The organism is Pseudoflavonifractor hominis (assembly GCF_014288125.1).
Lineage (GTDB): Bacteria > Bacillota > Clostridia > Oscillospirales > Oscillospiraceae > Pseudoflavonifractor_A > Pseudoflavonifractor_A gallinarum.
Genome location: NZ_JACOPR010000009.1, coordinates 35035 through 57058 on the forward strand (window position 1 = coordinate 35035; position 22024 = coordinate 57058).

At 55.4% G+C, this 22024-nt stretch carries 22 protein-coding genes and 2 pseudogenes; 13 read left to right on the forward strand and 11 right to left on the reverse strand.

Features of this window, described 5'->3' with window-relative positions; translation table 11 throughout:
* The 10 genes and pseudogenes from H8S34_RS12755 to H8S34_RS12795 form a co-directional block, all read right to left on the reverse strand.
* On the reverse strand, positions 1–714 hold the full coding sequence (locus H8S34_RS12755; protein WP_186964175.1) for a cyclase family protein: 714 nt from the start codon (positions 712–714) through the stop codon (positions 1–3).
* Between the two features lie 21 nt (positions 715–735).
* The gene (locus tag H8S34_RS12760) at positions 736–1695 is read right to left on the reverse strand and encodes an ABC transporter permease (protein ID WP_186964176.1); all 960 of its coding nucleotides are present in this window, start codon (positions 1693–1695) and stop codon (positions 736–738) included.
* A gap of 1 nt (position 1696) precedes the next feature.
* The gene (locus tag H8S34_RS12765) at positions 1697–2722 is read right to left on the reverse strand and encodes an ABC transporter permease (RefSeq protein ID WP_186964177.1); all 1026 of its coding nucleotides are present in this window, start codon (positions 2720–2722) and stop codon (positions 1697–1699) included.
* Positions 2712–4250 carry a sugar ABC transporter ATP-binding protein gene (locus H8S34_RS12770; RefSeq protein ID WP_186964178.1) on the reverse strand — a complete coding sequence of 513 codons (1539 nt, stop codon included), beginning with the start codon at positions 4248–4250 and terminating at the stop codon, positions 2712–2714. Before H8S34_RS12770 ends, H8S34_RS12765 begins: the two co-directional genes overlap by 11 nt.
* Before the next feature lie 106 nt (positions 4251–4356).
* Positions 4357–5433 (reverse strand): substrate-binding domain-containing protein, encoded by a 1077-nt coding sequence (locus H8S34_RS12775; RefSeq protein WP_186964179.1) that lies wholly within the window; start codon positions 5431–5433, stop codon positions 4357–4359.
* Between the two features lie 64 nt (positions 5434–5497).
* Positions 5498–6169 carry a cyclase family protein gene (locus H8S34_RS12780; RefSeq protein WP_180956776.1) on the reverse strand — a complete coding sequence of 224 codons (672 nt, stop codon included), beginning with the start codon at positions 6167–6169 and terminating at the stop codon, positions 5498–5500.
* A gap of 404 nt (positions 6170–6573) precedes the next feature.
* Positions 6574–7026 (reverse strand): GTP-binding protein, encoded by a 453-nt coding sequence (locus tag H8S34_RS15380; RefSeq protein WP_366485970.1) that lies wholly within the window; start codon positions 7024–7026, stop codon positions 6574–6576.
* A pseudogene (locus H8S34_RS15385) lies at positions 7006–7449 on the reverse strand (GTP-binding protein); the annotation flags it as partial. The gene H8S34_RS15380 and the pseudogene H8S34_RS15385, both read right to left, overlap by 21 nt.
* Before the next feature lie 46 nt (positions 7450–7495).
* On the reverse strand, positions 7496–8764 hold the full coding sequence (locus H8S34_RS12790; RefSeq protein WP_186964181.1) for an ASKHA domain-containing protein: 1269 nt from the start codon (positions 8762–8764) through the stop codon (positions 7496–7498).
* Complete coding sequence (locus tag H8S34_RS12795; RefSeq protein WP_366485958.1) at positions 8646–9302, reverse strand: 2Fe-2S iron-sulfur cluster-binding protein; 657 nt, start codon at positions 9300–9302, stop codon at positions 8646–8648. Before H8S34_RS12795 ends, H8S34_RS12790 begins: the two co-directional genes overlap by 119 nt.
* On the opposite strand from H8S34_RS12795, the gene H8S34_RS12800 reads away from it, so the two are divergent.
* The 10 genes and pseudogenes from H8S34_RS12800 (at position 9226) to H8S34_RS12845 (ending at position 18100) form a co-directional block, all read left to right on the forward strand.
* A complete protein-coding gene (locus H8S34_RS12800; protein WP_186964183.1) occupies positions 9226–9477 on the forward strand; it encodes a cobalamin B12-binding domain-containing protein in 252 nt (83 codons plus the stop codon). The genes H8S34_RS12795 and H8S34_RS12800 overlap by 77 nt on opposite strands.
* A 7-nt stretch (positions 9478–9484) precedes the next feature.
* Complete coding sequence (locus H8S34_RS12805; protein WP_186964184.1) at positions 9485–10513, forward strand: uroporphyrinogen decarboxylase family protein; 1029 nt, start codon at positions 9485–9487, stop codon at positions 10511–10513.
* Between the two features lie 4 nt (positions 10514–10517).
* Positions 10518–11291 carry a uroporphyrinogen decarboxylase family protein gene (locus H8S34_RS12810; RefSeq protein WP_186964185.1) on the forward strand — a complete coding sequence of 258 codons (774 nt, stop codon included), beginning with the start codon at positions 10518–10520 and terminating at the stop codon, positions 11289–11291.
* 150 nt (positions 11292–11441) lie between these two features.
* Positions 11442–12290 (forward strand): transporter substrate-binding domain-containing protein, encoded by an 849-nt coding sequence (locus tag H8S34_RS12815; RefSeq protein WP_186964186.1) that lies wholly within the window; start codon positions 11442–11444, stop codon positions 12288–12290.
* A gap of 101 nt (positions 12291–12391) precedes the next feature.
* The gene (locus tag H8S34_RS12820) at positions 12392–13063 is read left to right on the forward strand and encodes an amino acid ABC transporter permease (RefSeq protein WP_207724982.1); all 672 of its coding nucleotides are present in this window, start codon (positions 12392–12394) and stop codon (positions 13061–13063) included.
* Positions 13064–13072: 9 nt separating this feature from the next.
* Positions 13073–13825, forward strand: a pseudogene (locus H8S34_RS12825) (amino acid ABC transporter ATP-binding protein).
* Positions 13826–13840: 15 nt separating this feature from the next.
* The gene (locus H8S34_RS12830) at positions 13841–14923 is read left to right on the forward strand and encodes a uroporphyrinogen decarboxylase family protein (protein ID WP_186964187.1); all 1083 of its coding nucleotides are present in this window, start codon (positions 13841–13843) and stop codon (positions 14921–14923) included.
* 179 nt (positions 14924–15102) lie between these two features.
* The gene (locus H8S34_RS12835; RefSeq protein WP_186964225.1) at positions 15103–16422 is read left to right on the forward strand and encodes an MATE family efflux transporter; all 1320 of its coding nucleotides are present in this window, start codon (positions 15103–15105) and stop codon (positions 16420–16422) included.
* A 168-nt stretch (positions 16423–16590) separates the two neighbouring features.
* On the forward strand, positions 16591–17043 hold the full coding sequence (locus H8S34_RS12840) for a MarR family winged helix-turn-helix transcriptional regulator (protein ID WP_207724983.1): 453 nt from the start codon (positions 16591–16593) through the stop codon (positions 17041–17043).
* Positions 17030–18100 carry an FUSC family protein gene (locus H8S34_RS12845; RefSeq protein ID WP_186964188.1) on the forward strand — a complete coding sequence of 357 codons (1071 nt, stop codon included), beginning with the start codon at positions 17030–17032 and terminating at the stop codon, positions 18098–18100. The genes H8S34_RS12840 and H8S34_RS12845 overlap by 14 nt, the downstream gene beginning before the upstream one ends.
* 134 nt (positions 18101–18234) lie before the next feature.
* On the opposite strand, the gene H8S34_RS12850 is transcribed toward H8S34_RS12845, so the two are convergent.
* The gene (locus tag H8S34_RS12850) at positions 18235–18660 is read right to left on the reverse strand and encodes a helix-turn-helix domain-containing protein (RefSeq protein WP_346727983.1); all 426 of its coding nucleotides are present in this window, start codon (positions 18658–18660) and stop codon (positions 18235–18237) included.
* Positions 18661–18828: 168 nt separating this feature from the next.
* Between H8S34_RS12850 and H8S34_RS12855 the strand changes: the two genes are divergently transcribed.
* Genes H8S34_RS12855 through H8S34_RS12865 form a run of 3 tightly spaced genes read left to right on the forward strand, consistent with a single transcriptional unit; the run spans position 18829 to position 22012 of the window.
* On the forward strand, positions 18829–19476 hold the full coding sequence (locus H8S34_RS12855) for a serine/threonine protein kinase (protein WP_207724984.1): 648 nt from the start codon (positions 18829–18831) through the stop codon (positions 19474–19476).
* A gap of 2 nt (positions 19477–19478) precedes the next feature.
* Entirely contained in the window at positions 19479–20741 is a 1263-nt protein-coding gene (locus H8S34_RS12860) for a zinc ribbon domain-containing protein (protein ID WP_186964189.1), read from the forward strand.
* Between the two features lie 14 nt (positions 20742–20755).
* A complete protein-coding gene (locus H8S34_RS12865) occupies positions 20756–22012 on the forward strand; it encodes a hypothetical protein (RefSeq protein WP_186964190.1) in 1257 nt (418 codons plus the stop codon).
* Positions 22013–22024: the final 12 nt, after the last annotated feature.

Here is a 22024-nt window from a genome sequence, read left to right on the forward strand (position 1 = left end):
CTAGGTACGCTCCACCAAAACAATGGGACGAACAGGGGACGCAGAACCTTCCCGAATCAGCAGGGGCAACGCCACAAAATACCCCCGCTTTTCGTGGAGAAGTCCCAGATTGCGCAGGTTTTCCACCACGGGTATCCGGTGGGACAGCAGCGTGTTATGAGCCGGGTCCCCGTCTGCTCCATCCCGGTCGACCGACAGGGTATCTACCCCCACCATGCGCACTCCCTTCTCCACAAAATAGGCGGCGGCGGAGGCACCGACTCCCGGGTAGTCGTGGCAAAAACGGCTCTCCTCCGGACGGAGTGCCCAATACTTCATCCAACCAAAGTCGAGCAGCACCCCATCGCCCGGGCGAATAGGCGCATGGGCCTGCTCCCATGCCTCAATGTGAGACCGTTCCAATGTCTCATGTTCTTTCAAAAATGTCGCATCAATGGTAACGCAAGGACCGCACAGAGCCGACAGAGGCACCCCGTCGATCATCTCATACCCCGGCTGATCAATATAGTGACCAAACGAGTCCACATGGGTTCCATTATGCTCATTCAGAATGAGCTGAAAATCATTGCAGCAGTCCCCTAAACGGAAGCCGTGCCAGCGCATCTTGTAAAACTTGGAGTGACTGGGATGTACCGGCATGTTCTCTTCCAGATATTGTCCTGCTTCCACAACTTCCAGATCCTGAAGTGCTTCCACAAGCCGTTCAATACTCATGACAAGATGCTCCTTCCTGCATCAGGCGCTTTGTTTCTTTCCTCTGCCATAGGCCAGGAGGATGATGAGGATGATCGCGCCGTTCACGATCTCCTTACCAGCCTCAGCAATGTTCAAAATGATCAAAATGCTCTGGATCAGGTAGATAATAACCACACCGCCCATGGTACCCAGATAGCTGCCGTGGCCGCCCAGAATCGAGGTGCCGCCAATCACCACCGCCGCGATGGAGATGAGCTGATAGCTGTCGCCCATGGTGTAGTTGGGATAGCCCAGATAGCCGATCAGAAGTACGCCGGCAATGGCCATCATGACTGATGCAATGATATAGACGCCCATCAGAACACCTTTGGTGTGAATACCAGATAGATCCGTCACTCGTGTACTGCATCCGACCGCATATATTTTACGGCCAAAGGAGGTCTTCCGCAATAGGAAGATCGTTCCAATTCCCAGAATCACCCAGAGCATGACACAATAGCGAATTCCCAGAAAGCTCTCCTTGGCCAGCGCCGTGACCAGTTCGGTGGACTCACCCTTCAGGACGCCCTGGGTATAGAGGAAGGTACTGCTCATCAGAATGGAGTTGGTGGCCAGGGTCATTACCATGGGGGTAATGCGAAGATAGGCTACGCCAAACCCTTTGAACACTCCCATGACCAGTCCTGCCGCCAGCGCTGCCGCGAAACCGATCACTCCGCTCCCCGTCTGTTTCGTGGTCTGCGCAAAGACACAGGCAGAGAAGGTCACACTGTATGCCACAGACAGGTCTGCGCCTCCCGTCAGGATAATCAGGGTCTGTCCAATGCAGATGATACCCAGGAAGCAGCAGAGCACCAGTACCGACATCAGGTGGCTAGGCTGGAAATAGTTAGGTTCCAGGATGCCCGAAACCAGATAGAGGGCCACCAGCATCAGGACGATCCGGGCGCCATTGGAGGAAAAAATTCCTTTCAGGGAAATGGCATTCTGTTCCGACATGTTAATTCCTCCCCTCTTCTGCGATCACCTTGGCACGCTCCCTTTTCTGCTTGAAAAACAGGGAGAGGAATCCAACCGAGAGAGCCAGGATGAGAATAATGCCTTGTACCAGATTCTGATAGTAAGAGGATATTTTCCAGAAGATCAGCAGTCCCACAATGAGGGAGAGGATCATGGCTCCCGCGATGGAGCCGAAGTAAGAGCCCTTTCCGCCAGCCAGCGAGGCCCCGCCCAGCACAGCCGCGGCGATGGAGTTATTGGTAAAGTTGTTGGCTGCCGTGGGGTCACCCGAGCGAGTCTGTGCGGTGAGCAGAATCCCGCAAATGGCGGCGCACAGTCCGGCGATAGAATAGGCAATCAGTTTGGAACGATTAATCGGAATACCGTTGAGGTATGCGGCCTTTTCATTTCCGCCGATGGCGTAGAGGGCCTGTCCATAACGGCTCTTACGGTAGGGGATCCAGATGCATACAATCGCCAGGAACAGGATGATGGCAGACATGGGGATGACACCCAGTACTCTCCCGGTAAAAAAGCGAGCAAACTGGGAAGGTACATCACCTCCGGGACTGGGGCGGACATACCGTGCCATTCCGCTGAAGATGGAGCCGGTCGCCAGTGTGACAATGATGGGCTGCAGGCGGCCATAGACTACAAAACATCCGTTAAAGAACCCGGCCAGCACGCCGATCAGCAGAACGATCAGGATCGTAACCACACTGCCGCCTACCAAAGAGCCGTTCATGGCCTCGGTGACCGGCGCAAAAATGGTCGCGGCCACACAGTTTGTAAAGATGATGAGCGATCCGACCGACAGATCAATGCCGGAGGTCAGAATAATGACGGTCTGTCCCAGCGCCGCAATACAGAGCGTGATGACTTGGTTGAAAATAGATTGTGGGCCATATACCGTAAAGAAGTCTGCCTGATTCGCAGCAAACAGCACCAGTACCACGAACAAAACACAGTAGGCCACGACCCCCTCTGCGTTCCGTCTCAAAAAGATTTTTGCCCGTTCATTCTTCATGGTCTGCGCCTCCCACGCCAATGGATTGAGCGATGATATTCCGTTCGGTCACCTGGTCGCCCTCCAGTTCTGCAGCGATCCGTCCCTCGTAAAATACCAACACACGGTTACACAGCATCAGAAGCTCGGCCATCTCGGTGGAGTAGAATACGACAGAATAGCCATTTTTGGTCAGCTCTGTCATCAACTGATAGATCTCATTTTTCGTTCCGATATCGATGCCACGGGTGGGATCTGACAGCAGAACAATCCGCGCCTGTGTGGAGAGTGCCTTGGCAATGACCACCTTCTGCTGATTGCCGCCGCTCAGGCTGGATACCGGCAGCAGGGTGCTGAAAACCTTGATGCTCATCCGGTTCACTGCATCCGCAATGACATTCTCCTCTTTCTTTCGGGAGAGCACACCCCGGCGCCCGATCTCTTTCAGGCACATCATGGTGATGTTTTCCCCGATGGAACGGCTGAGGATCAATCCGTCGTTTTTCCGGTCCTCCGGGATCAGCACGATCCCGTGGGAGAGAGCCTCCCGCTGGTTGCGCAAGCGAACTGCCTTTCCATTGACTTCCACCGTTCCGGTGTCAAAATCTCCGTCTCCAAAGAGGCCGTGAAGCAGTTCCACCTGCCCGTGTCCGGAGAGTCCGGCGATGCCCAGGATCTCTCCCCGGCGAAGCTGGAAGTTCAGCTCGTGCAGACAGGTACCCTTCGAGACGTGCCGGAGTTCCAGTGCGATGTCATTGGGATCACCCAGCGGTTTTTCAAAGAGGCTCTCCGCCGTCTTTTTTCCCGAGATGTGTTCCACGATAGCTTCGTCCTTCAGCTCTCCCCAGGGGAATGTCATGATATAGTGGGCATCCCGGAAGATGGTCGCCCGGTCCGCCACCTGGTGCAGTTCATCCATTCGGTGGGAGATAAAGAGGATACCCTTGTTCTCCTCTTTTGTGAGGCGGTGCATTGTGGCAAAGAGCCACTTGACCTCTTTCTCGCCCAGGGCAGAGGTGGCCTCATCCAGGATGAGGACATCAGGCTCTTTGTAAAGGGCCTTGGCAATCTCTACTAGCTGCATCTGACAGAGATTCAGATCCCGCACCATCATTCTGGGGTTGAGATCCAGCCCGATCTGCTGTAAAAACACCTGGGCCTGCTGATAGATACGTTTAAAATCGATCTGGCGCAGGCGATTGAGCGGCTCCTGTCCCAAAAAGATATTTTCTGCCACGGATAGATCCAGGATCAAGGAGAGCTCTTGGAAAACTGCTGCAATCTTATGTCGGTGGGCATCCACGGCACTTTTCAGTTCGATCCGCTCACCCTCCATATAGATCTCGCCCTCATCCTTTTGCGTCACACCGCAGATGATCTTGACCATCGTGCTTTTGCCCGCGCCATTCTCTCCGATGAGGACGTGAGTCTCTCCCCGATAACATTTGAGCTGCGCATCTTCCAGGGCATGGATGCCAGCGAAGCGCTTACAGATATGGGCCGTTTCGATCAGCGGAACACGCTCCGGCTGCATAGGTTCCTGTTTCACACCTACATCCCTCGCTTTGTCTGTAAAATAAAAATGGGGGCTGCCTCAAACAAATCCGGTTTTGAAACAGCCCCCATGCCGCTATCCAGTTATGGTATCGCAGAATTTAGTCGGGCGCCACGTCCGAGATATCCAGGTTCCAGGTGTTGTCCGCATCGGTCCAGTCGCAGACAAAGCCACCCTCCTGGTCAGGCTGATACCACTTCTCCTCCGCCTCTTCCTTGGAAGAGCAGGTGGGCAGGTCCACGTAAGTGATGGGATCCACTTCCTCGCCGTTCAGGACTTTCAGAGCCACATCCACCGAGGCCGCAGCCAGGTAGGGCGGCTGGGCCGTACAGAAGGCATCCAGGTCCAGCTCCACCCAGTCCTTCATAAAGGAGTTGAACATCTCGCCCTCCGAGATGGGGATGGATTTGGGATCGATTCCATTCTCGCTCAGGGACTGCACGATGGCGTGTCCGCCGCCGCCTTCCGACAGGATGCCGTCAATTCCCTGGGAGGAGTAGGCGCTCATCAGGTTAGACATGACAGAGGCGGTCGTGGAGTCATCCCACTTACCGAAGCCCTCGCCCAGCACCTTGATGTCGGGGTAATTGTCCAGGACGCTCTGCATGCCGGCGGTCCGGTCAATGGTAACCTGGTTGCCCTCGATACCCTTGATCCAGAGGATATTTCCAGAGCCGCCCATCCGGTCGGCCAGAGACTGGGCCAGCAGGCGTCCATACTCGAACTGATCGGTATTCACATTGTAGACCAGGTCGGAATCCACACTGGTGTCAAAGCAGACCACCACGATTCCGCGCTCCGCGGCCTCCTCCAGTACGGATTGGAGACCTGTGGCCGAGGCAGCGATACAGATAATAGCGTCGTATCCCTCGGACATCATGTTACGGATCTCATTGATCTGCGCCTGCACGTCATCACCGGCGCTGGATGAGTAGGCCTTAGCAATGACCCCCTGCTCCACCAGATCCTCCGTGTAGGCATCAAAGATATTGACTGCCGCCGTGCGCCAAGCATTGCCCACATAGGAGTTACTCAAGGCGATCTTATAGCCCTCACTCTCTTCCGTCCCGCCAGGGGTGCTGCCAGAGGGCTGTTCTCCGCTATCCCCACCGGCACCACAGGCGCAAAGGCTGAGGAGCATTGAGGCAGCAAGCAGACCAGACAACCACTTTTTCATCTTGTTTCCTCCTTCATCCGATTCCTTTTCCTTTTATCTCCGATGAGCCTCAGCTCGACCAGACCTACTCCACTTCTGCCAGGAGAGAGACAGGCGCGCTGTCTATCCCTCGTACCCAGAGGGGCATGGCAAATACCCGTTTCACACACTTATTCCGGATCTGATTCAGATCGACATCTTCAATACCGCAGATGAAATGGCCGTTCTTCCCGCGGAACAGTGTCCGGTGAGCCTCGTTTCCGTCATCCTGTGCCCGATAGGACGCCAGAGAGACAAAATCCACCGCCACTGCCCGCAACTGGGGAGCGTATTCCACCAGCCAAGCAGCAGCCTCTGCGCTTAGACCTGGACCTTCTGACACATACTTGTTTGGGTCCTCGCTCCGCGATCTGGAAAAACCAGTATCCAGCAGCAGAAGGTCACACCCGGCAATCTCCTCCCGATGGGGAGCCAGATCCGCCGCCGTAATAAGCTCCCGCTCCCCTTTCGGCAGTTCCACTCTGAGGGGACATGTAAAGATAAAATACTCCAGAGGAAGTTCCGAAATGGACAATCCGTCCTTTACATAATGGTTGGGGGCATCATAGTGTGTACCGATGTGGTTGTGCAGATGGAGCAGAAAGGTGTTCGCTACATCCCCAGCGGAGAGCTGCATAAGTGGCTCCAGTTGAAGCTGTGGCGTACCCGGCCAGGCAGGAACATAGGCCTCAAGCGGATAGGATAAGCGTACGTACATCTTTCCACTCCCCCATATAACTTTTGACATATCGCTTATATGTTTTGCAGATATAAACATCTTTTTCGACATTTTCTATAAAATATACTATACAGTTTTATCAAAAATGAAAATGTAATTTTTTTCGATTTTTAATAAATTTTTTAGATGTTCGCTCCCATTGATCAAAAAGTAACATTTTCAAAAAACGATATATTTCATAAAGTTTTTTGCAATAAATCCATACCTCGTTAAGCCGCGCCAAAAGGTCTTCTTCTACCTCTGCATTTTTCCACCATGCTTCTCCCCTGCCTTGTACATGGAGAGAAAGAAGCCTGTTTTATCCTCCACCAGCGTACACAGCCCTGTCTCAAAACAAAAAGGCGGAAGGTCTTCTCTTTCGAAAACCTTCCGTCCTCTGTTGTTTAAGATTCTATTTTCTCAAATTGCTCTGAGAGCGCCGAACGATTCATATTCCGGCCGATCACCGTCAAGATGCTCTCACAGGGCGCTCCCCAGGGATGTAGATACACATGCCCGGGGGTATAGTCCGCCTGTATCCACGCACCATCCTCCAGCGGTAAAAAACCTTTTGCGCGCAGGATTTCTCCCCTTGCAGGATCGCTCAGTTTCATCAGCTCTTCCTTCCAATGCGCGGCCGTGCGAGGCCGGTAGGGATGAAACACCTCCGATGTAAACAGTTCGGCTGTATGCACATGTCCGTGTCCCGACACAGGCACACAGGACGCTCCTTCCCCCAACGCCTGTTCCAAAACGCTTGAAACATCAAGCGCATCCCAAGGACAGGCCCAGATATGGGCGTCAGGGTTTTCTTCCACCAGAGAAGTGTACACAGCCCCGGCTGTCTGCGGGGACACCAGATCCAGTTTGCTGCAGATAATGGCATCCGCATGTCGAATCTGGTCCAGATAAAACATCCCCATATCTTCCACATAGGTCTGATGCATCTCCGCATCGACAATGGTAATCGCCCTGACCTGAGCTATCCCCAGTTCATCCGACACGCTGCGGCAAGTATTCAACAGCATACTCAACTCCGCTAATCCAGAGGGTTCTATCACCAGCAGATCGGGATGGTATGAGTGCTCCAACGTACGGATGGCCTGGTCAAAAGCGCCGGACAGAGAGCAGCAAATACACCCCGAGGCCAATGTGCTCACCGGAAGATCTCGGCGCTGAAGCAGAATGTCATCCACACTGCAGGTCCCAAACTCATTTTCCAACAGAGCCGTTTTTTGACCTGAGGCGGTACAATTCAGCAAGCGGCGAATAAAGGTGGTCTTCCCTGCCCCCTAAAAAACCAGATACCAGTATGATTTTTCCCATTTAATCTGCCCTCAAATCAAAACTCATGCAGGATAAGAAACTGGACTCATACCCTGACTTGGTCGACAAATCCACATAGGAGATCGCTCGCGCCATCCTCTGCGCACGCTGCCGCTCTGCCTGAGAGAGCAGGCACATAGTGGCCCCCGCCCGGGAAGAATTGCCTACATACGAAATTTTGGACGCAAATGCAGGGGGCAGCAGGCCTGCCCCCACCAGACTCTCCGGGGAGAGATGGCGCCCAAATTGCCCGGCGACCAGTACATGGTCAATCTCCTCCGGACGCAGTTTCAACTCATCCAACAGGCACTGACATCCGGAGAGAATGGTCCCCTTGCAGAGTTGTACCTGCCGGATATCCCCCTGCGTCAAGGAAATGTTTTGCTCGGACGAAAGCGTAATCTGGCGCTTCCCATTGGCGTCCTCACAGACCAGAGGATGCTCTGGCACGATCCTTCCCCGCTTGTTGATGATTCCCTTTGCCACCGCTTGACTGACCACATCCAACAGACCGCTTCCGCACAGCCCCTTTGGGGTTCCGGAGCCAATGGTGTGTAACTCGATCCGGTCGTCCAGCAACGACACCGCTTCGATGGCCCCCTGTGCAGCGCGCATGCCGCATCCGATGTTCATACCTTCCAGCGCCGGACCTGCCGCACAGGAACAGGACACCAATTTATGATCGCGGCACAGGATCATCTCGCCGTTTGTCCCGATATCCACAAAAAAGACCGTGTCTTCCCGCTCATCCAGCCGTTCGGCCAAAGCACCAGCCACAATGTCTCCCCCAATATAGGCGGAGACGGCCGGAAGGCAGTAGAGAACGGCCTCCGGATGGAGGTGTAGTCCAGCCTGTGCTGCCGGCACGGTGACGGCATCCCGAAAAACCGTACGGAATGGCGTCTGGCTGAGCGAAGCCGGGTGGACCCCCAACAGCAGGTGGATCATGGTCGCATTTCCCGCCACAGAGACTTCAAAAATATCTCTGACGCTCCCTCCCGCCTGATGGCCCAACCGTTCTGCACAGCTCTGCAGCGCCTCTGCAATGGTGCGCTGCAGGTCCGCTATTCCAGTGGAATGTTCCAAAGTGTACTGAATCCGCGAGAGCACATCCAGTCCAAATGCCTTCTGTGGATTGACAAAGCCATCTTCACACACTTCTTGCCCGGTACGCAGATCCACCAGAGAGACCGATACCGTAGTGGTTCCCAGGTCTACCGCCATCCCCCAGAGCGGAGTCCTCCGGATCAGGTCCACGGGTCTCCCCAAATAGGAGACGACCTCCACTTCGGTATCCCCCGGCAGAGATGCAAGGTTGCGCAGCAGGGTAAGGGCCGGCTGCTTCTCTGGCGGTAAGATTGTCTCTGCAAGCGAGTTCCCGCTCCACTCTCTGTCCTTTGGTACAGGCTGCGCGGTAACTGCCCTGCAGGGAAACCGCCGGCATGGCACTGCTTCCAAGCACTTGCGTATGTTCCGTCTTCAAAAGCTCCAGCGGGTCCAGGTCCACTGGCTCCACCGGTACTGCCATACAGGCCAGACGGATCCCCTGTTCTATTTCTTCCATCGTAAGAAAGCTGCGCTCCGTCTCTGTGAGCGGCCCCGCATTTCCCCGCAAAATCCGAACTTTGCATTTCCCGCATACGCCTTTTCCATTGCAGGGGCTTTCCAATAGGATCCCCTGGACCCGGAGTTGGTCCAAAATACTGCTTTCTGTAGGATTGACTCGCAGCATGGTAACCTCCCGATGGGATAATTTTGAGGAAAATGCCCAGGTGGTGGCGATGTCCACCCTGATGTCGACCTCCATGGACTATATGCGTCAGGTCATTGAAGCCCTTACGTCCGCCGGTCTGCGCAGTCAGGTCAAAGCCATTGTGGGAGGGGCTCCGATCTCCCCCGCATTTGCAGAGCGGATTGGAGCGGACGGATATTCCAGCAGTGCAACGGAAGCGGTCAAACTGGTCGCACGTCTGGTAGGGTGAGCATCGGATGGAAAAACAGTCTTACATCCAGCGCCTTCAAGACGCCGCTCATGGGGGGACGACAGATCGTCCCCCTTGTATTTGCCCGGGCGGCATGATGAACATGATCGTAGACGAAGCGATGGAAGCCGCAAACAGCTTCTGGCCAGAGGCACATTGCAATCCTCAAAAAATGGCCGCCCTGGCCAAGGTCATGCGGCAAAACGGCGGCTTTGAGAACTACGGCGTGCCGTTTTGCATGACGGTAGAAGCGGAGGCCATGGGGGCTGTCGTGGACCTGGGCGGCGCACATGTGGAGCCGCACGTCACATACAGCCCGCTCCACTCCTCCGGGGAAGCCGACCGTCTGACCTCCATGGATCTGACCCAGGGACGCCCGCACTGTGTGCTGGAGGCAATCCGCATGTTGAAGCAGGAAAACGACGGCGTTCCCACAATCGGCAATGTGACCGGGCCCGTCAGCGTGGCCGGAACTCTGGTCGATATGACGGCGCTGCTGAAGGAAATGAGGAAAAGTCCGGAGTCCTGTGTCCATTTACTGGAAAGGATCACCCACGAGCTCATCCGTTACGCCAGAGCACAGATCGAGGCCGGAGCAGATGTCCTCTGCATTTCCGAGCCCAGTGGCACCGGTGAGATTTTGGGCGCCCGCCATTTTCAAACCTATGCGCTGCCCTATATCAATCAAATTCTGGACGCAGTGGAGGTCCCGGTAAAAATCGTCCATATTTGCGGAAGGCTCCACAGTATTTACGGGCTGTTGGATCAGATTCACTGTGACGTGTTCAGTTTTGATGCCATGGTCCAGCCGGAGGAAATCAGGCCTTATTTGGGCAACAAAGCGGTCATGGGCAACATCAGCACGCACGCGCTGGGAACGATGCAGCCCGAATGGGTGGCTGCCCTGACCAAGACCGCACTCAAGAACGGGGTCGACATTGTTTCCCCCGCATGTGGTCTGCCGGTCACTGCCCCTTTCCAAAATATCCAGGCAATGGTACAGACTGTCCAGACATACAAAAGGACGGGTTCGTAAGAGAATGCAGGAATATTGTTGTCAGCGAGATCAATATCTGATCTCTGAAGAAATGCTCTCCTCTTTGGGCATCAAGGCAAACAGCATCTATGAGAATGAAACAACCATTGCCCGCCTTGCACAGGCAATGGGGGAAATGACTGGTACCGGATACGCCATTCTCCCCTTTTGTCACACCGTAGAGGCAAAGGCACTGGGGGCGGACATTCTGCCAGCGGATGCTGCGGCCGGTCCCCGCCCCGGGCGCTATGTATACGAGACACTCTCCCAAATTCCCCTGCGCTCCTTTGTGCACACCCCGGAAATCCAGCATCTGCTGGCGGCCTGTCAGGAATTACACCGCACCGGAAATAAGGTGGCCTTTCAAATCACAGGCCCCATTTCCATGTTAAGCTGTCTGATGGATCTCTCCTCTCTGTTCCGGACCTGGCGAAAGCAGCCGGATGCTGTCTCTGCTTTTCTGGAACAACTGGTTCCGCTGATGCTGGAATATGTAGAGGCCATCTGCTGCGCCGGAGCTGATGCCATCTCCTATGCCGACCCCGCCGGAACCGGAACGATTCTGGGACTGCGTTACACCGAGGCAATCCTGCAGTTATTCACATTGCCTTTTTTACAGGCCGCATCTGAGTACTGCGCAGACCGCACCGCTCTGATGGTCTGTCCGTTAACCATGGCAGATCTCACCAAAACTTCTGCCTTTCCTTCAGAATGTACTGCCGCAAACCGGCTTTTGTGCCGCTGTGTGAAAGCGCCTTCCAAGCCGCTTCTTCACTAGAACCCCTCTGCTCCTTTTATAGCTATCACCAATTTAGAATGCACCCAATTATAGATAGAAATGATTGGAAAATGCAAAAAAAAGAATGCTAAGATGTTTGGGGCAAAAATAAATTGTCTGAATTGGAAAGAAAGAAGGTTTCTCCTAAACATGAAGCGTATGTTGTCTCTTGGCATTGCGGCTATGATGGTAGCCGCTCTGGCTGGCTGCTCGAATTCCAGTGCCTCCCAGTCCACTCCTCCCGCCACTTCCGCTACCCCCGCTCCCTCCGCAGAAGCGACGAACAATGAGGAGAGCAAGGTCGTCCGCATTGGTGCCTATGGCGCCCACGTTCCCTTCAATTATATGGAGGGCGACGAGCTGGTCGGCTATGAGGTCGATATCTGGAAGGAGATTGCCGAGCGCAACAATCTGGAGCTGGAGTATACCATTTCCAGCGATGTAGCCGGTCTCTTTACGATGCTGGACACTGGAAAGATCGACACGATCCTCTGCCAGGTCAGCGCTACGGAAGAGCGTGCAGAGAAGTATGACTTCTCCGATCCCTATATGTACAGCCCCGGCGGATGGTTCATCAATGAAAACAGCGACGATGTCAACAGCATTGAGGACCTTTTCGGCAAGAGCGTGGGTGTCATCGCCGGCAGCGTCGATATCGATATGTACAACGAGGCAGATCCCGAGGGCAAAATCGAGCAGGTAATCTACTCCAACATGGCAGCCGCCTATGAGGATGTGCGTCTGGGCCGTCTGGATGCGGTCGGCATCTCCATCCCCCAGGGTTCTTACCTGATCAAGAACGGCGATGTCTCCGGACTGAAGGTCAGCGGTTATAACGGAATCACCGAAACCGATATCTTCCCCTTCCTCAAGGGTACCAATGAGGACCTGCGCCAGATGGCAAACGATACCATCAACGACATGCGCGAAGATGGCAGCCTGGCAGAGCTGTCTATCAAATGGTTTGGGGCGGACGTGACGGAGCAGCCCGAAGCGTAAGCGCGTTCAACGACTGAGCACACTACAAACGGGTGGGACAAAATCATTGTCCCACCCGCTTTTCTAGCTTATATCTGGATGGATTGAGGGGGTATCCCGTTTTGTTTGACCAATTGGACCTTGTATATATGGTAGAAGTGTTCCCTACCCTATTGGATGCTACGAAGGTCACGCTGTTTCTTTCCGTACTGGCACTGGTCCTCGCCTTTGCGCTCGCCCTTGTGCTGGCCTTCATCCGCTATTTCAAAATTGCCATTCTCTCCCCCCTGGTACAGCTATACGTCTCCTTTTTCCGCGGTACTCCCCTGATTACACAGCTTTTTCTCGTTTACTTTGGTATTTTTACCTTAAATCAATTTTTGACCAAGCTCTCCCCCACCTACGCCGTCGTGGTTACCCTGGCGCTGAACAGCGGCGCCTATATGTCCGAGACGATCCGTGCTTCCTTTGCATCGGTAGATCAGGGCCAGATCGAGGCGGCCGAATCTCTGTGCATGAGCAAATTGCAGTATATGCGCCGCATTGTATTCCCGCAAGCCATGCGGGTGGCATTGCCCTCCCTGTTTAATTCCCTGATCGATCTGATCAAGGGAACCTCCATCGCATTTACGATCGGTGTCACCGAAATGATGGCCTGCGGTATTTACGAGGGCAGCCGTCAGTTCAATTTCTTCGAGATTTATTTGGATGTGGCCATAATCTATTGGATTCTTTCTATCATCCTCAGTTTTCTCCAGCGCAAACTGGAAAAAGCTCTGAATGTCTATCAGTGAGGAAATAAAATGATTCAAATTGAACATCTCTATAAAAATTTTGGACCCACGCAGGTATTGAAGGACATCAACCTGCGCATCGAGCAGGGCGATGTGGTTGCCATACTGGGCCCTTCCGGCACCGGAAAATCCACCCTGCTGCGCTGTTTGAATTACCTGGTCACTCCCACCAGCGGCATTATAACCGTGGGCGATGTGCGGGTGGATGCGCAGAAGTACCGGAAGCAGGATGTACTTGCCCTGCGAAAACACCTGGCCATGGTATTCCAAAATTACAATCTGTTTTGAAATATGACTGCGTTGGAAAATGTAGCCGAAGCACTGATCACGGTCCACCGACGCCCCAAGTCCGAGGCGATGGAAACCGCCCTCAAGCTGCTCCAGAAAGTGGGGATGGAGGAGCGGAAAGACTTCTATCCCTCAAAGCTATCCGGCGGACAGCAGCAGCGTGTGGCCATCGCCCGTGCATTGGCCGTAAATCCGGATGTCATTCTCTTTGATGAACCGACCTCAGCGCTGGACCCTGAGCTGGTTGGAGAAGTCCTGCGTGTCATGCAGGAGCTGGCTCGTGAGGGGTCCACCATGCTGGTGGTAACCCATGAGATCGGCTTTGCACGCAGTGTGGCCAGTCGTGTGCTCTTTATGGACGGCGGCGAGATTGCCGCCGATGGTCGGCCCGATGAGATTCTGGACCACCCAAAGCAAGAGCGCATTCGTCAATTTCTCAACATCATGGAGCATCAGCCCATCTCCGACCAATGACCATAGGAGGGAACAATGGATAGAATGACGAGCAGCGAACGCATGGCATGTCTGTTTGCAGGAAAGCGCCCGGACCGGGTCCCGGTCATCCCCCATATGGAGGCCTTTGCCGGTGTCATGTGCGGAATGTCAACTTACGAGTGGTATAATTTCCCCGAGAATGCATACCGCAGCCAAATCTGGTGTCAGGAACTGTTCGGCTATGACGGTGGAAAATGCTATGACGTCTCCTCTGGAATCGCCGGAGATTTTCCAGGTGGCGAGGTCGTCATTCCGCAGGAGCCCCGGCTTTCTCTGCCCTATGCGTCCCGCTTGGCCGCTCCAACAGAGGCCGATGTGGAAAAGCTCACCCTGCCGCGCAGCATTGATGAGACATTTGATGCCAAACGCATCCTGGAGTTCAACCGGATCTGCTACCGCAACGGAGAGGGCGTCTCTGTATTTGCCGGTTCCCCCACCAGTGTGGTGCAGTACTTGGTCGGCGCAGAAAATATGGTCCGCTGGATGATCAAGAAACCCGAGCTGGTCCACCGCCTCATGCGTTTTGCCACGGATTATATCTATTTTTTGGCTCAGGCATACCTGGATGAGTTTGGACCAGAACCTCTGGGCGCCGGAATGGCCTGTCCATTGGAGTCCAATGCACTTCTCTCCCCGCGCCAGTTTGAAACCTTTTGTCTGCCCTATCTGGTGGAGATCTTTGAAACGTATCGGGAGTGGAAGATCCCCATTACGGGCCTGCATCTGTGCGGCCGTCATGATAAAAATCTTCCCATCATCAAGGCAAACATCCCCTTCCACGGAAGAACTCTGATTACGGTGGGCGCCGAGACCGATTTGGAGTATCTGGGAAAAGTCATGGGCCCTGATTTTATTTTGGGCGGAAACGTACGCAGCATTACCCTTCAAAATGGAACGCCGGAAGAAGTTTATGCGGAATGCGCGGCTATTTTAAAGAAAATGAAGTATTTCCCCGGCGGCTTTGTGCTTACGCCTGAGTGTACCATCAGTTGCCTGACCCCGCCAGCCAATTTTTATGCGATGCTAAAAGCCGCAAGAGAGCTGGGTGCATATGATCCCAGCGAATCTCCCAACTAAGCCGCTCGCATGCCGCTGAAAAACCCGGTGCGCTCTATCCTCTTCTCCGCTGATTTTCCCCATGCCCTTGCGCAATGTGGAAAAGGGTCCTATAATGGGCCGTGTACCTGTCGGCTCTGCCGGACAGGAGATCGACGTACCGGGAGGGACATGACTTGCAGCAGGAACGCACTGCCTCCATGCTCAACGGCTCCATTCGCAAAAGCATCACCCTTTTTGCGCTGCCCATCTTCTTCGGCAATCTCTTTCAGCAGCTCTATAACACCGCCGACTCCCTGATTGTGGGCAACTTTCTGGGCAGCAACGCGCTGGCCGCGGTCAGCTCCTCCAGCAGCCTTATCTTCATGCTCATCGGCTTTCTGAGCGGCGTCTCCATCGGCGCAGGGGTGGTCATCGCCCGGTATTTCGGTGCCAAGGACTACGACCACATGCGTCTGGCCATCCATACTACCGTGGCCTTCGGTTTGGCCGCCGGTGTGGTTATGACCCTAGTGGGGATGCTCCTCTCGCCACAGATCCTCTTATGGATGGCTACGCCCCAGAATGTCATGGGGGACTCTGTGCTCTACCTGCGGCTTTACTTTGCCGGCTCCCTCGGTTTTGTCCTCTACAACGTCTCAGTCGGTATCCTCCAGGCGGTGGGAGACAGCCGCCATCCGCTCTATTATCTGATCATCTCCTCTCTCATCAACATTGTGCTGGACCTGGTATTCATCGGGCTCTTCCACATGGGGGTGGAGGGGGCGGCCATCGCCACGGTCATCTCTCAGCTGGTCAGTGCCGTTCTCTGCCTCATCCAGCTGGTGCGTACCCAGGACTGCTATCGCCTGTATCTGTCCAAAATCCGCTTTGACGGCGAAATGCTGCGGCAGATCATCCGGCTGGGGCTCCCCTCCGGCCTGCAAAACTCCATCATCGCCTTTGCCAACGTGGTGGTCCAATCCAACATCAATGTGTTTGGAGAGATCGCCATGGCCGGCTGCGGGGCCTATTCCAAGATCGAAGGGTTCGGATTTCTCCCCATCACCAGCTTCACCATGGCACTCACCACTTTCACCGGCCAGAACCTGGGAGCCGGACAGCTGGAGCGCGCCAAAAAGGGGGCGCGTTTTGGCATTTGGACCACGGTCATCCTGGCCGAGATCATCGGCGTGCTGGTCTTTGTCTTTGCGCCGCAGCTCATCGCCGCTTTTGACTCCAACCCAGAGGTCATCCGCTTCGGCATCGAGAAGGCCCGCACCTCGGCGCTCTTCTTCTTCCTGCTGGCCTACTCCCACTCCATTTCCGCCCTGCTGCGCGGCTCCGGAAAGGTCATGATCCCCATGGCAGTCATGCTGGTCTTCTGGTGCGTGGTCCGGGTGACGTTCCTCACCATCACCGTTCCGCTGACCCAGAGCATCCAGATGGTCTATTGGGTCTACCCCCTCACCTGGCTGCTCAGCTCCATAGCCTTTTGGATCTATTACCACCGGGCCGACTGGCTCCACAGCCATTTTTGAGCTGTGGTCCGTTCAACCCAAAGTAAAACCCGGCTGTGCAGAGAGACACAGCCGGGTTTTTTGTGTAAAAAATTTTGCTGTTCTGCAAGAATACGGCACGGTCCTCTTGACAGGTCAAAATACGGGCTATATACTTAACAACGTTAACTATATAGAAGAGGGATATCTATGCAGATCGAATGGACCGATATGGCGCACTATCAGCAGCAGCTGCAAAAGGTCGTGCGGGCACTGCTGCCGGCACGGCAGTCCACCCTGACGGCCAGTGAATGTGAGCTGTTGGCAAGACTCTATTTGAATCCCGGGCAAAATACCCCTTTCCTGCTCAGCGAGGGGAGCGGCATGAAGAAGGAAGCGGTGAGCCGCTGCCTGAAGTCGCTCTTTGAAAAGGGCTGCGTCCGCAAGGAGCGCCAGGCGGAGGATGAGCGAAGCTATCGTCTTTTTATCACCGAATCCGGCCTGTCTGAACTGAAAAAGGGATATGAGAGCATTTTACAGCCCTTTTACGACCTGTGGCGCAGCACAGGAGACGTATTTGAGCAATTTCTATCTCATACCGATCAACTGGCCGCACAGATCGAGAAAGGACCGAACAAGCACCTTGACCATGAAATTTTATGATGCCTTACGGATGGACCCGTCCATTCTAAAGCGAAAGATCTCCGCCTGTGAAACGCTGCAGGAAAAGAATTATTATTGGTTGGCAATCACGGTGCGCTCCGTGCTCATCGTGGCCTTTGCCATTGTATTTATCAGCCTCCTGTCCGGCATCTTCGGCGCGGATAACACCGCCATGGCCGTAGCGTTATTCTGTATCATGCTGGGCCTGCGCTTTGTCAATTTTGAATACTGTGTCGGTGATTCCCTCTTCACACTGGCAATCGCCCTTGCCATCCTGGTGCTGGCGCCCAGTGCAGCGGCCGTGATCCCTCCGGTAGGCCTGATCCCGCTCCATTTTGCGGCCTTCTTTGGACTGCTGTATATCACCACCCAACGGCCGGAGCTGGGAAATGGCGGTCTGTACAGTTTCGCCTACGTCTATCTGACCGGCAATCCGGTCAGCGGCGAGGCCCTTGTCCGCCGCGGCATGCTGGCCCTGGTGGGCTACCTTATCTGCGGCGCGATCCTCTTTGCCAAACACCGGGAGCTGCACAAAAAGATCCGCTTTCACCATGTAGTGCGGAAGTTCAGCCTCTCGAATCCCGTCCATCTCTGGCAGCTGCGCATGGCCCTGGGGGTCAGCCTGGTATTATCGGCGGGACAGATCTGGGGAATGGAGCGCTTCATGTGGATCGGCTTTGCCTGTGCATCCCTACTCTCCCAGTATCCCTACTCTCATGATACTACTCTCCGCTTCCGGCAGCGTATCGTGGGCGCCGTTGCAGGCTCCTGTCTGTTTTTTATACTCTATCAGCTCACCCCTGAGGCGCTGCATTCCCTGCTCGGTCCGCTGGGGGGACTGTGCCTGGGCTTCTGCACCGATTACCGCTACAAAACGGCGATGAATTGCTTCGGCGCACTGATGTTGGGTGCCGGTATTTACGGTGTCCAGCAGGCCGTCCTGCTCCGCATCGTCAATACCTTCCTGGGCGTGGCGTTTGGACTGCTCTTTGCCCTTCTCTTTCACAAAGTGGTCGCCGCGAAGTTTCTCCCCGCGCCGGAAGAGCAGCCCTCCTGACCTGGAACCCCCTTTCTGCGATTGGGCGCCCGGTGCACCCACACAGCCAAAACATCAAAATGCCAGGGTCCCGCCCTTACAGCGGGTCCCTGGCATTTTCTTTGCCGAAACAATCGTCTGCGGCCCATTCCTATTTAGAACAGGGTCCTCTCATTCTCGGCGAACAGCTTGTCGTTGATGGCACTCAACGGCGTATGGTGAATGATCCCGTGGCTGATGATGGCATCCCGCTTATTTTTGGGATAGACCTGGGCATAGGCCGCCTGCTTGAGCAGACGCTGGGTCTCATCCAGCGTTGCATCCAGGCCGATGCACAGACAGAGCAGCCGGTCCCGGGACGGTTTCCTCCGCCCGGAAAAGATCTGATGGAGGTATACCTCACTCATCCCGGCCTTGCGGGCCAGCCCCGCCTTGGAAAGGCCGCTCTTTTCATACAGCTGTCCCAGGAGTTCCGAGACGCTCCAGTCACAGAAAAACTCCTGATTTTCTTTGATATAAGAATCAATATCCGGCTGGGTCATCAATTCCTGCCGGAGGTCGTCAGTGGTCTTTTCTTTCACCACAGATCCCCCCTCTCTTTACTTCCGTGGTCAGATTGTATATACTAAATCTACAACATTTTGTGATTGATAACAATATGCACACTGCATAGTGTCTCTGATTTTGGGGTGATTTCCATTTATACTTGGTTGCAACATCGTCTCGAAGAAGAATACGACCCTGTGCGCATGCTCAAGCAGAGCGACCGGGGCAGCGTTCAGCTCATCCGTCACAAAGCCTCCGGCCAGCGCTTCATCCTCCGGCAGTTCACCGGTAATCCGGAGGTCTATTACAAATTACTGGACTACACCTGTCCCAATCTGCCCACGGTGTTTGAGGTGGCGAGCCTGGGGAGCGAAAACCTGGTGGTGGAGGAATTTATCGCGGGCGATACCCTGGGCTTTCTGCTGGAGGGCGGACTTTTTTCCCCGGAGGAGACCAAAAAAGTGGTCATTCAAGTGTGCCATGCCCTGTGGGTCCTCCACTCCATCGGCGCAGTCCACCGGGATGTGAAGCCGGAGAATATCATCCTCCGGGGAGATCAGGCGGTGCTCATCGACTTTGATGCCGCCCGCCTGCATAAGCCGGAGAATGAGATGGATACCCAGATCCTGGGAACCACCGGCTTTGCCGCCCCGGAACAGTACGGCCTGTCCCAGTCGGATATCCGCACCGACATCTACTCCCTGGGCGTGCTCATCAACGTCATGCTCACCGGGGAACACCCCTCCAAAAAGCTGGCGGGGGGCAAAATGGGCCGCATCGTGGACCGCTGTACCCACGTCAACCCCCAGCACCGCTATAAAAACGTGCTGCGGCTGATGGAGGCTCTCTGAGGATGCCCGGGCCGGTAAAGCCCTGCCCCCACTGCGGCGCCTCCCTTCCGGAGGGCGCCTCTTTCTGCCCCTACTGCGCAAAGGATCTCCATCCCCGGCAGGCGGTGTTCGTACCCATCCGCCGATGGCTGCGGCCACTGAGACGGGCCGGGCTTCTGCTGGCGGCGGCCGCTCTGATCGCGGCCTTGATTTTGCTGTATGACGCCGTCACACCCGACGTGTACGACGCCTATGGGGAGCTTATCTATGAGATGGACGGCAGCGACTACCACCTGGCGGTCAGCTTCCGCAACGACGGTACTCCGGAGCCGGAATACACCGTACAGGTGGAGTCGGACGAAAGCTATCAACGTTCCTCCAAGCTGATCATTACCCACGTGGACACCGGGATCGACGCGGGGCGGATGTTTAACCAGCAGATCGACTCCTGCCAGGTCCGGGTGCTCCAGCCGGACAACGCCTCTCCGGTCATCTGCCATGCGCCGCTCTTTTCCGACGATAACGCCGGCAGCCTGCTGGTCTCCACGCTGGATTTTACCGGAACGAGCCAGGGACCGGTGGAGGTAGAGTGGCGCATTGACATGAAAAACGGGGACACCATCCTTCTCCGACAAACGCTGGTCTTTGAGCCGGTGGACACCGTCCACTACTACCCGGAGGACTACGACATGGACACCATCGAGGACCTCCAGGCCCTGGTGGACCAGATCCAGGAGGAGGTCCCCCTGCCCACGGTGGTGCGACTCCACCTGCCTCCGGTCCATTATGAGGGAGGGCTCACCATTGACAAGCGGTCCATCCAGCTCTCCGGCTCGGTGGATGAGAAGAATATGCGCACCGCCTTTTTGGGGCCGGTGGTCATCCGGCCGGAGCAGGACCCCCTGACCATGATCGAAAACATTGACTTTCGTGGCAGTGGCTCTGACACCGGCCTCACCATCGAGGCCGACTGCCGGGTGCGCAACTGCCTCTTCACCGGTTGGGACACTGGAATGCTGGTGGGCGGGGAAGACTGGGCCGACCCGGTGGGGTGCTCCTTTGAGGACAACGACGTGGGACTGTGCTTCCACAGCGCGGGCTCCTATGTGAACTGTACCGATTTTGAGGGCAACACCTTTCTCCGCAACCAGATGGCGGTAAATCTGCTGCAAGTACCTGGTACGCAGACCATCTACTTCTCCGGCTGCCGGTTCTCCGGTAACAACGCCAACATCAATAACCCCACCGGCCATGTCATTGATACCACTTACGCCACCTTTGAGTAAACGGGAGAATCCCTATGAAGCACGACTGTCCCCACTGCGGTGCGTCCCTGTGGTCAGGTGCCTCCTTCTGCCCCTACTGTGCCCGGAGCATCCGCCCCCGTCAGGAGGTGGATGTACCTGTTCGCCGGTGGGTGGGCCCTTTGAAGCGTGCCCTTCGGCTGTTGATCTTGGCCGCTCTGGCAGCGGCCGCGGTTTTACTATATGACGCCGCCACTCCAGACGTATACAATGCCTCTGGGGAGCTGATTTACCATCTGAACGGTCAAGACTATCGCCTGCTGCTCACCTTCCGCAACCTCCCCACCCCGGAGGCAGAACGCACCATGCCGGTAGAGGCGGACGGTTTCTATGAGCGGTCCTCCAAGCTCTTTATCTTCCACCAGGACAGCGGAACGGATGCAGGGCAGATGTTTTATCAACACACCCAGTCCGTTCAGGTCCGGGTATTTCAGCCGCCGGACAATCCCTCCCCTGTGATCTGCCAGCCCCCCATCCGTGGTGAGGAACTGTCCGAGGGTCTGCTGGTCTCCTCGCTGGAGTTCACCGGTCAGAGCTGGGGGCCGGTGGAGATGGAGTGGACCATCACCATGAAAAACGGGGATACCATCTTTCTGTGGCAGACCCTGAACCTCCAGCCGGTGGACTCCCTCCACTGCTACCCGGAGGACTATGATATGGACACCATCGAGGACCTCCAGGCCCTGGTGGACCGTCTCCAGGAGGAGGTCTCCCTGCCCACCGTGATCCACCTCCACCTGCCCCCGGTCCAGTATCAGGGCGGACTCACCATTGACCGGCGGGCCATCCAGCTCTCCGGCTCCACAGACGAGCAGGGCCGGCGCACCTCTTTCCTGGGGCCGGTGGTCCTCTCGCCGGAGCAGAATTCCCTGACCTCGGTTCAAAACATCGACTTCCAGGGGAACGGCTCGGGCACCGGCCTTACCATCGAGGCCGACTACCGGGTGAAGGACTGCCGCTTCACGGGCTGGGACGTGGGCATGCTGATCGGCGGAGAGAACTGGGCCGATCCCATCGACTGCTGGTTCGAAGACAACGGGGTTGGCCTGCGCTTTGACAGCGCCGGGACCTATTTTAACTACACCGATTTTACCGGCAACACCTTTGTAAACAATGGAATAGGCATGGATCTGGTCCGGGTACCAAGCAATCATACCATCCGCCTGGCCCAGTCCCGTTTCTCCGGCAACGAGGAGGATATCCTCAATGCCACCGACAACATTCTCAGCACGGTACATGTCATCTTTGAATGAAAGAGAGGTTCT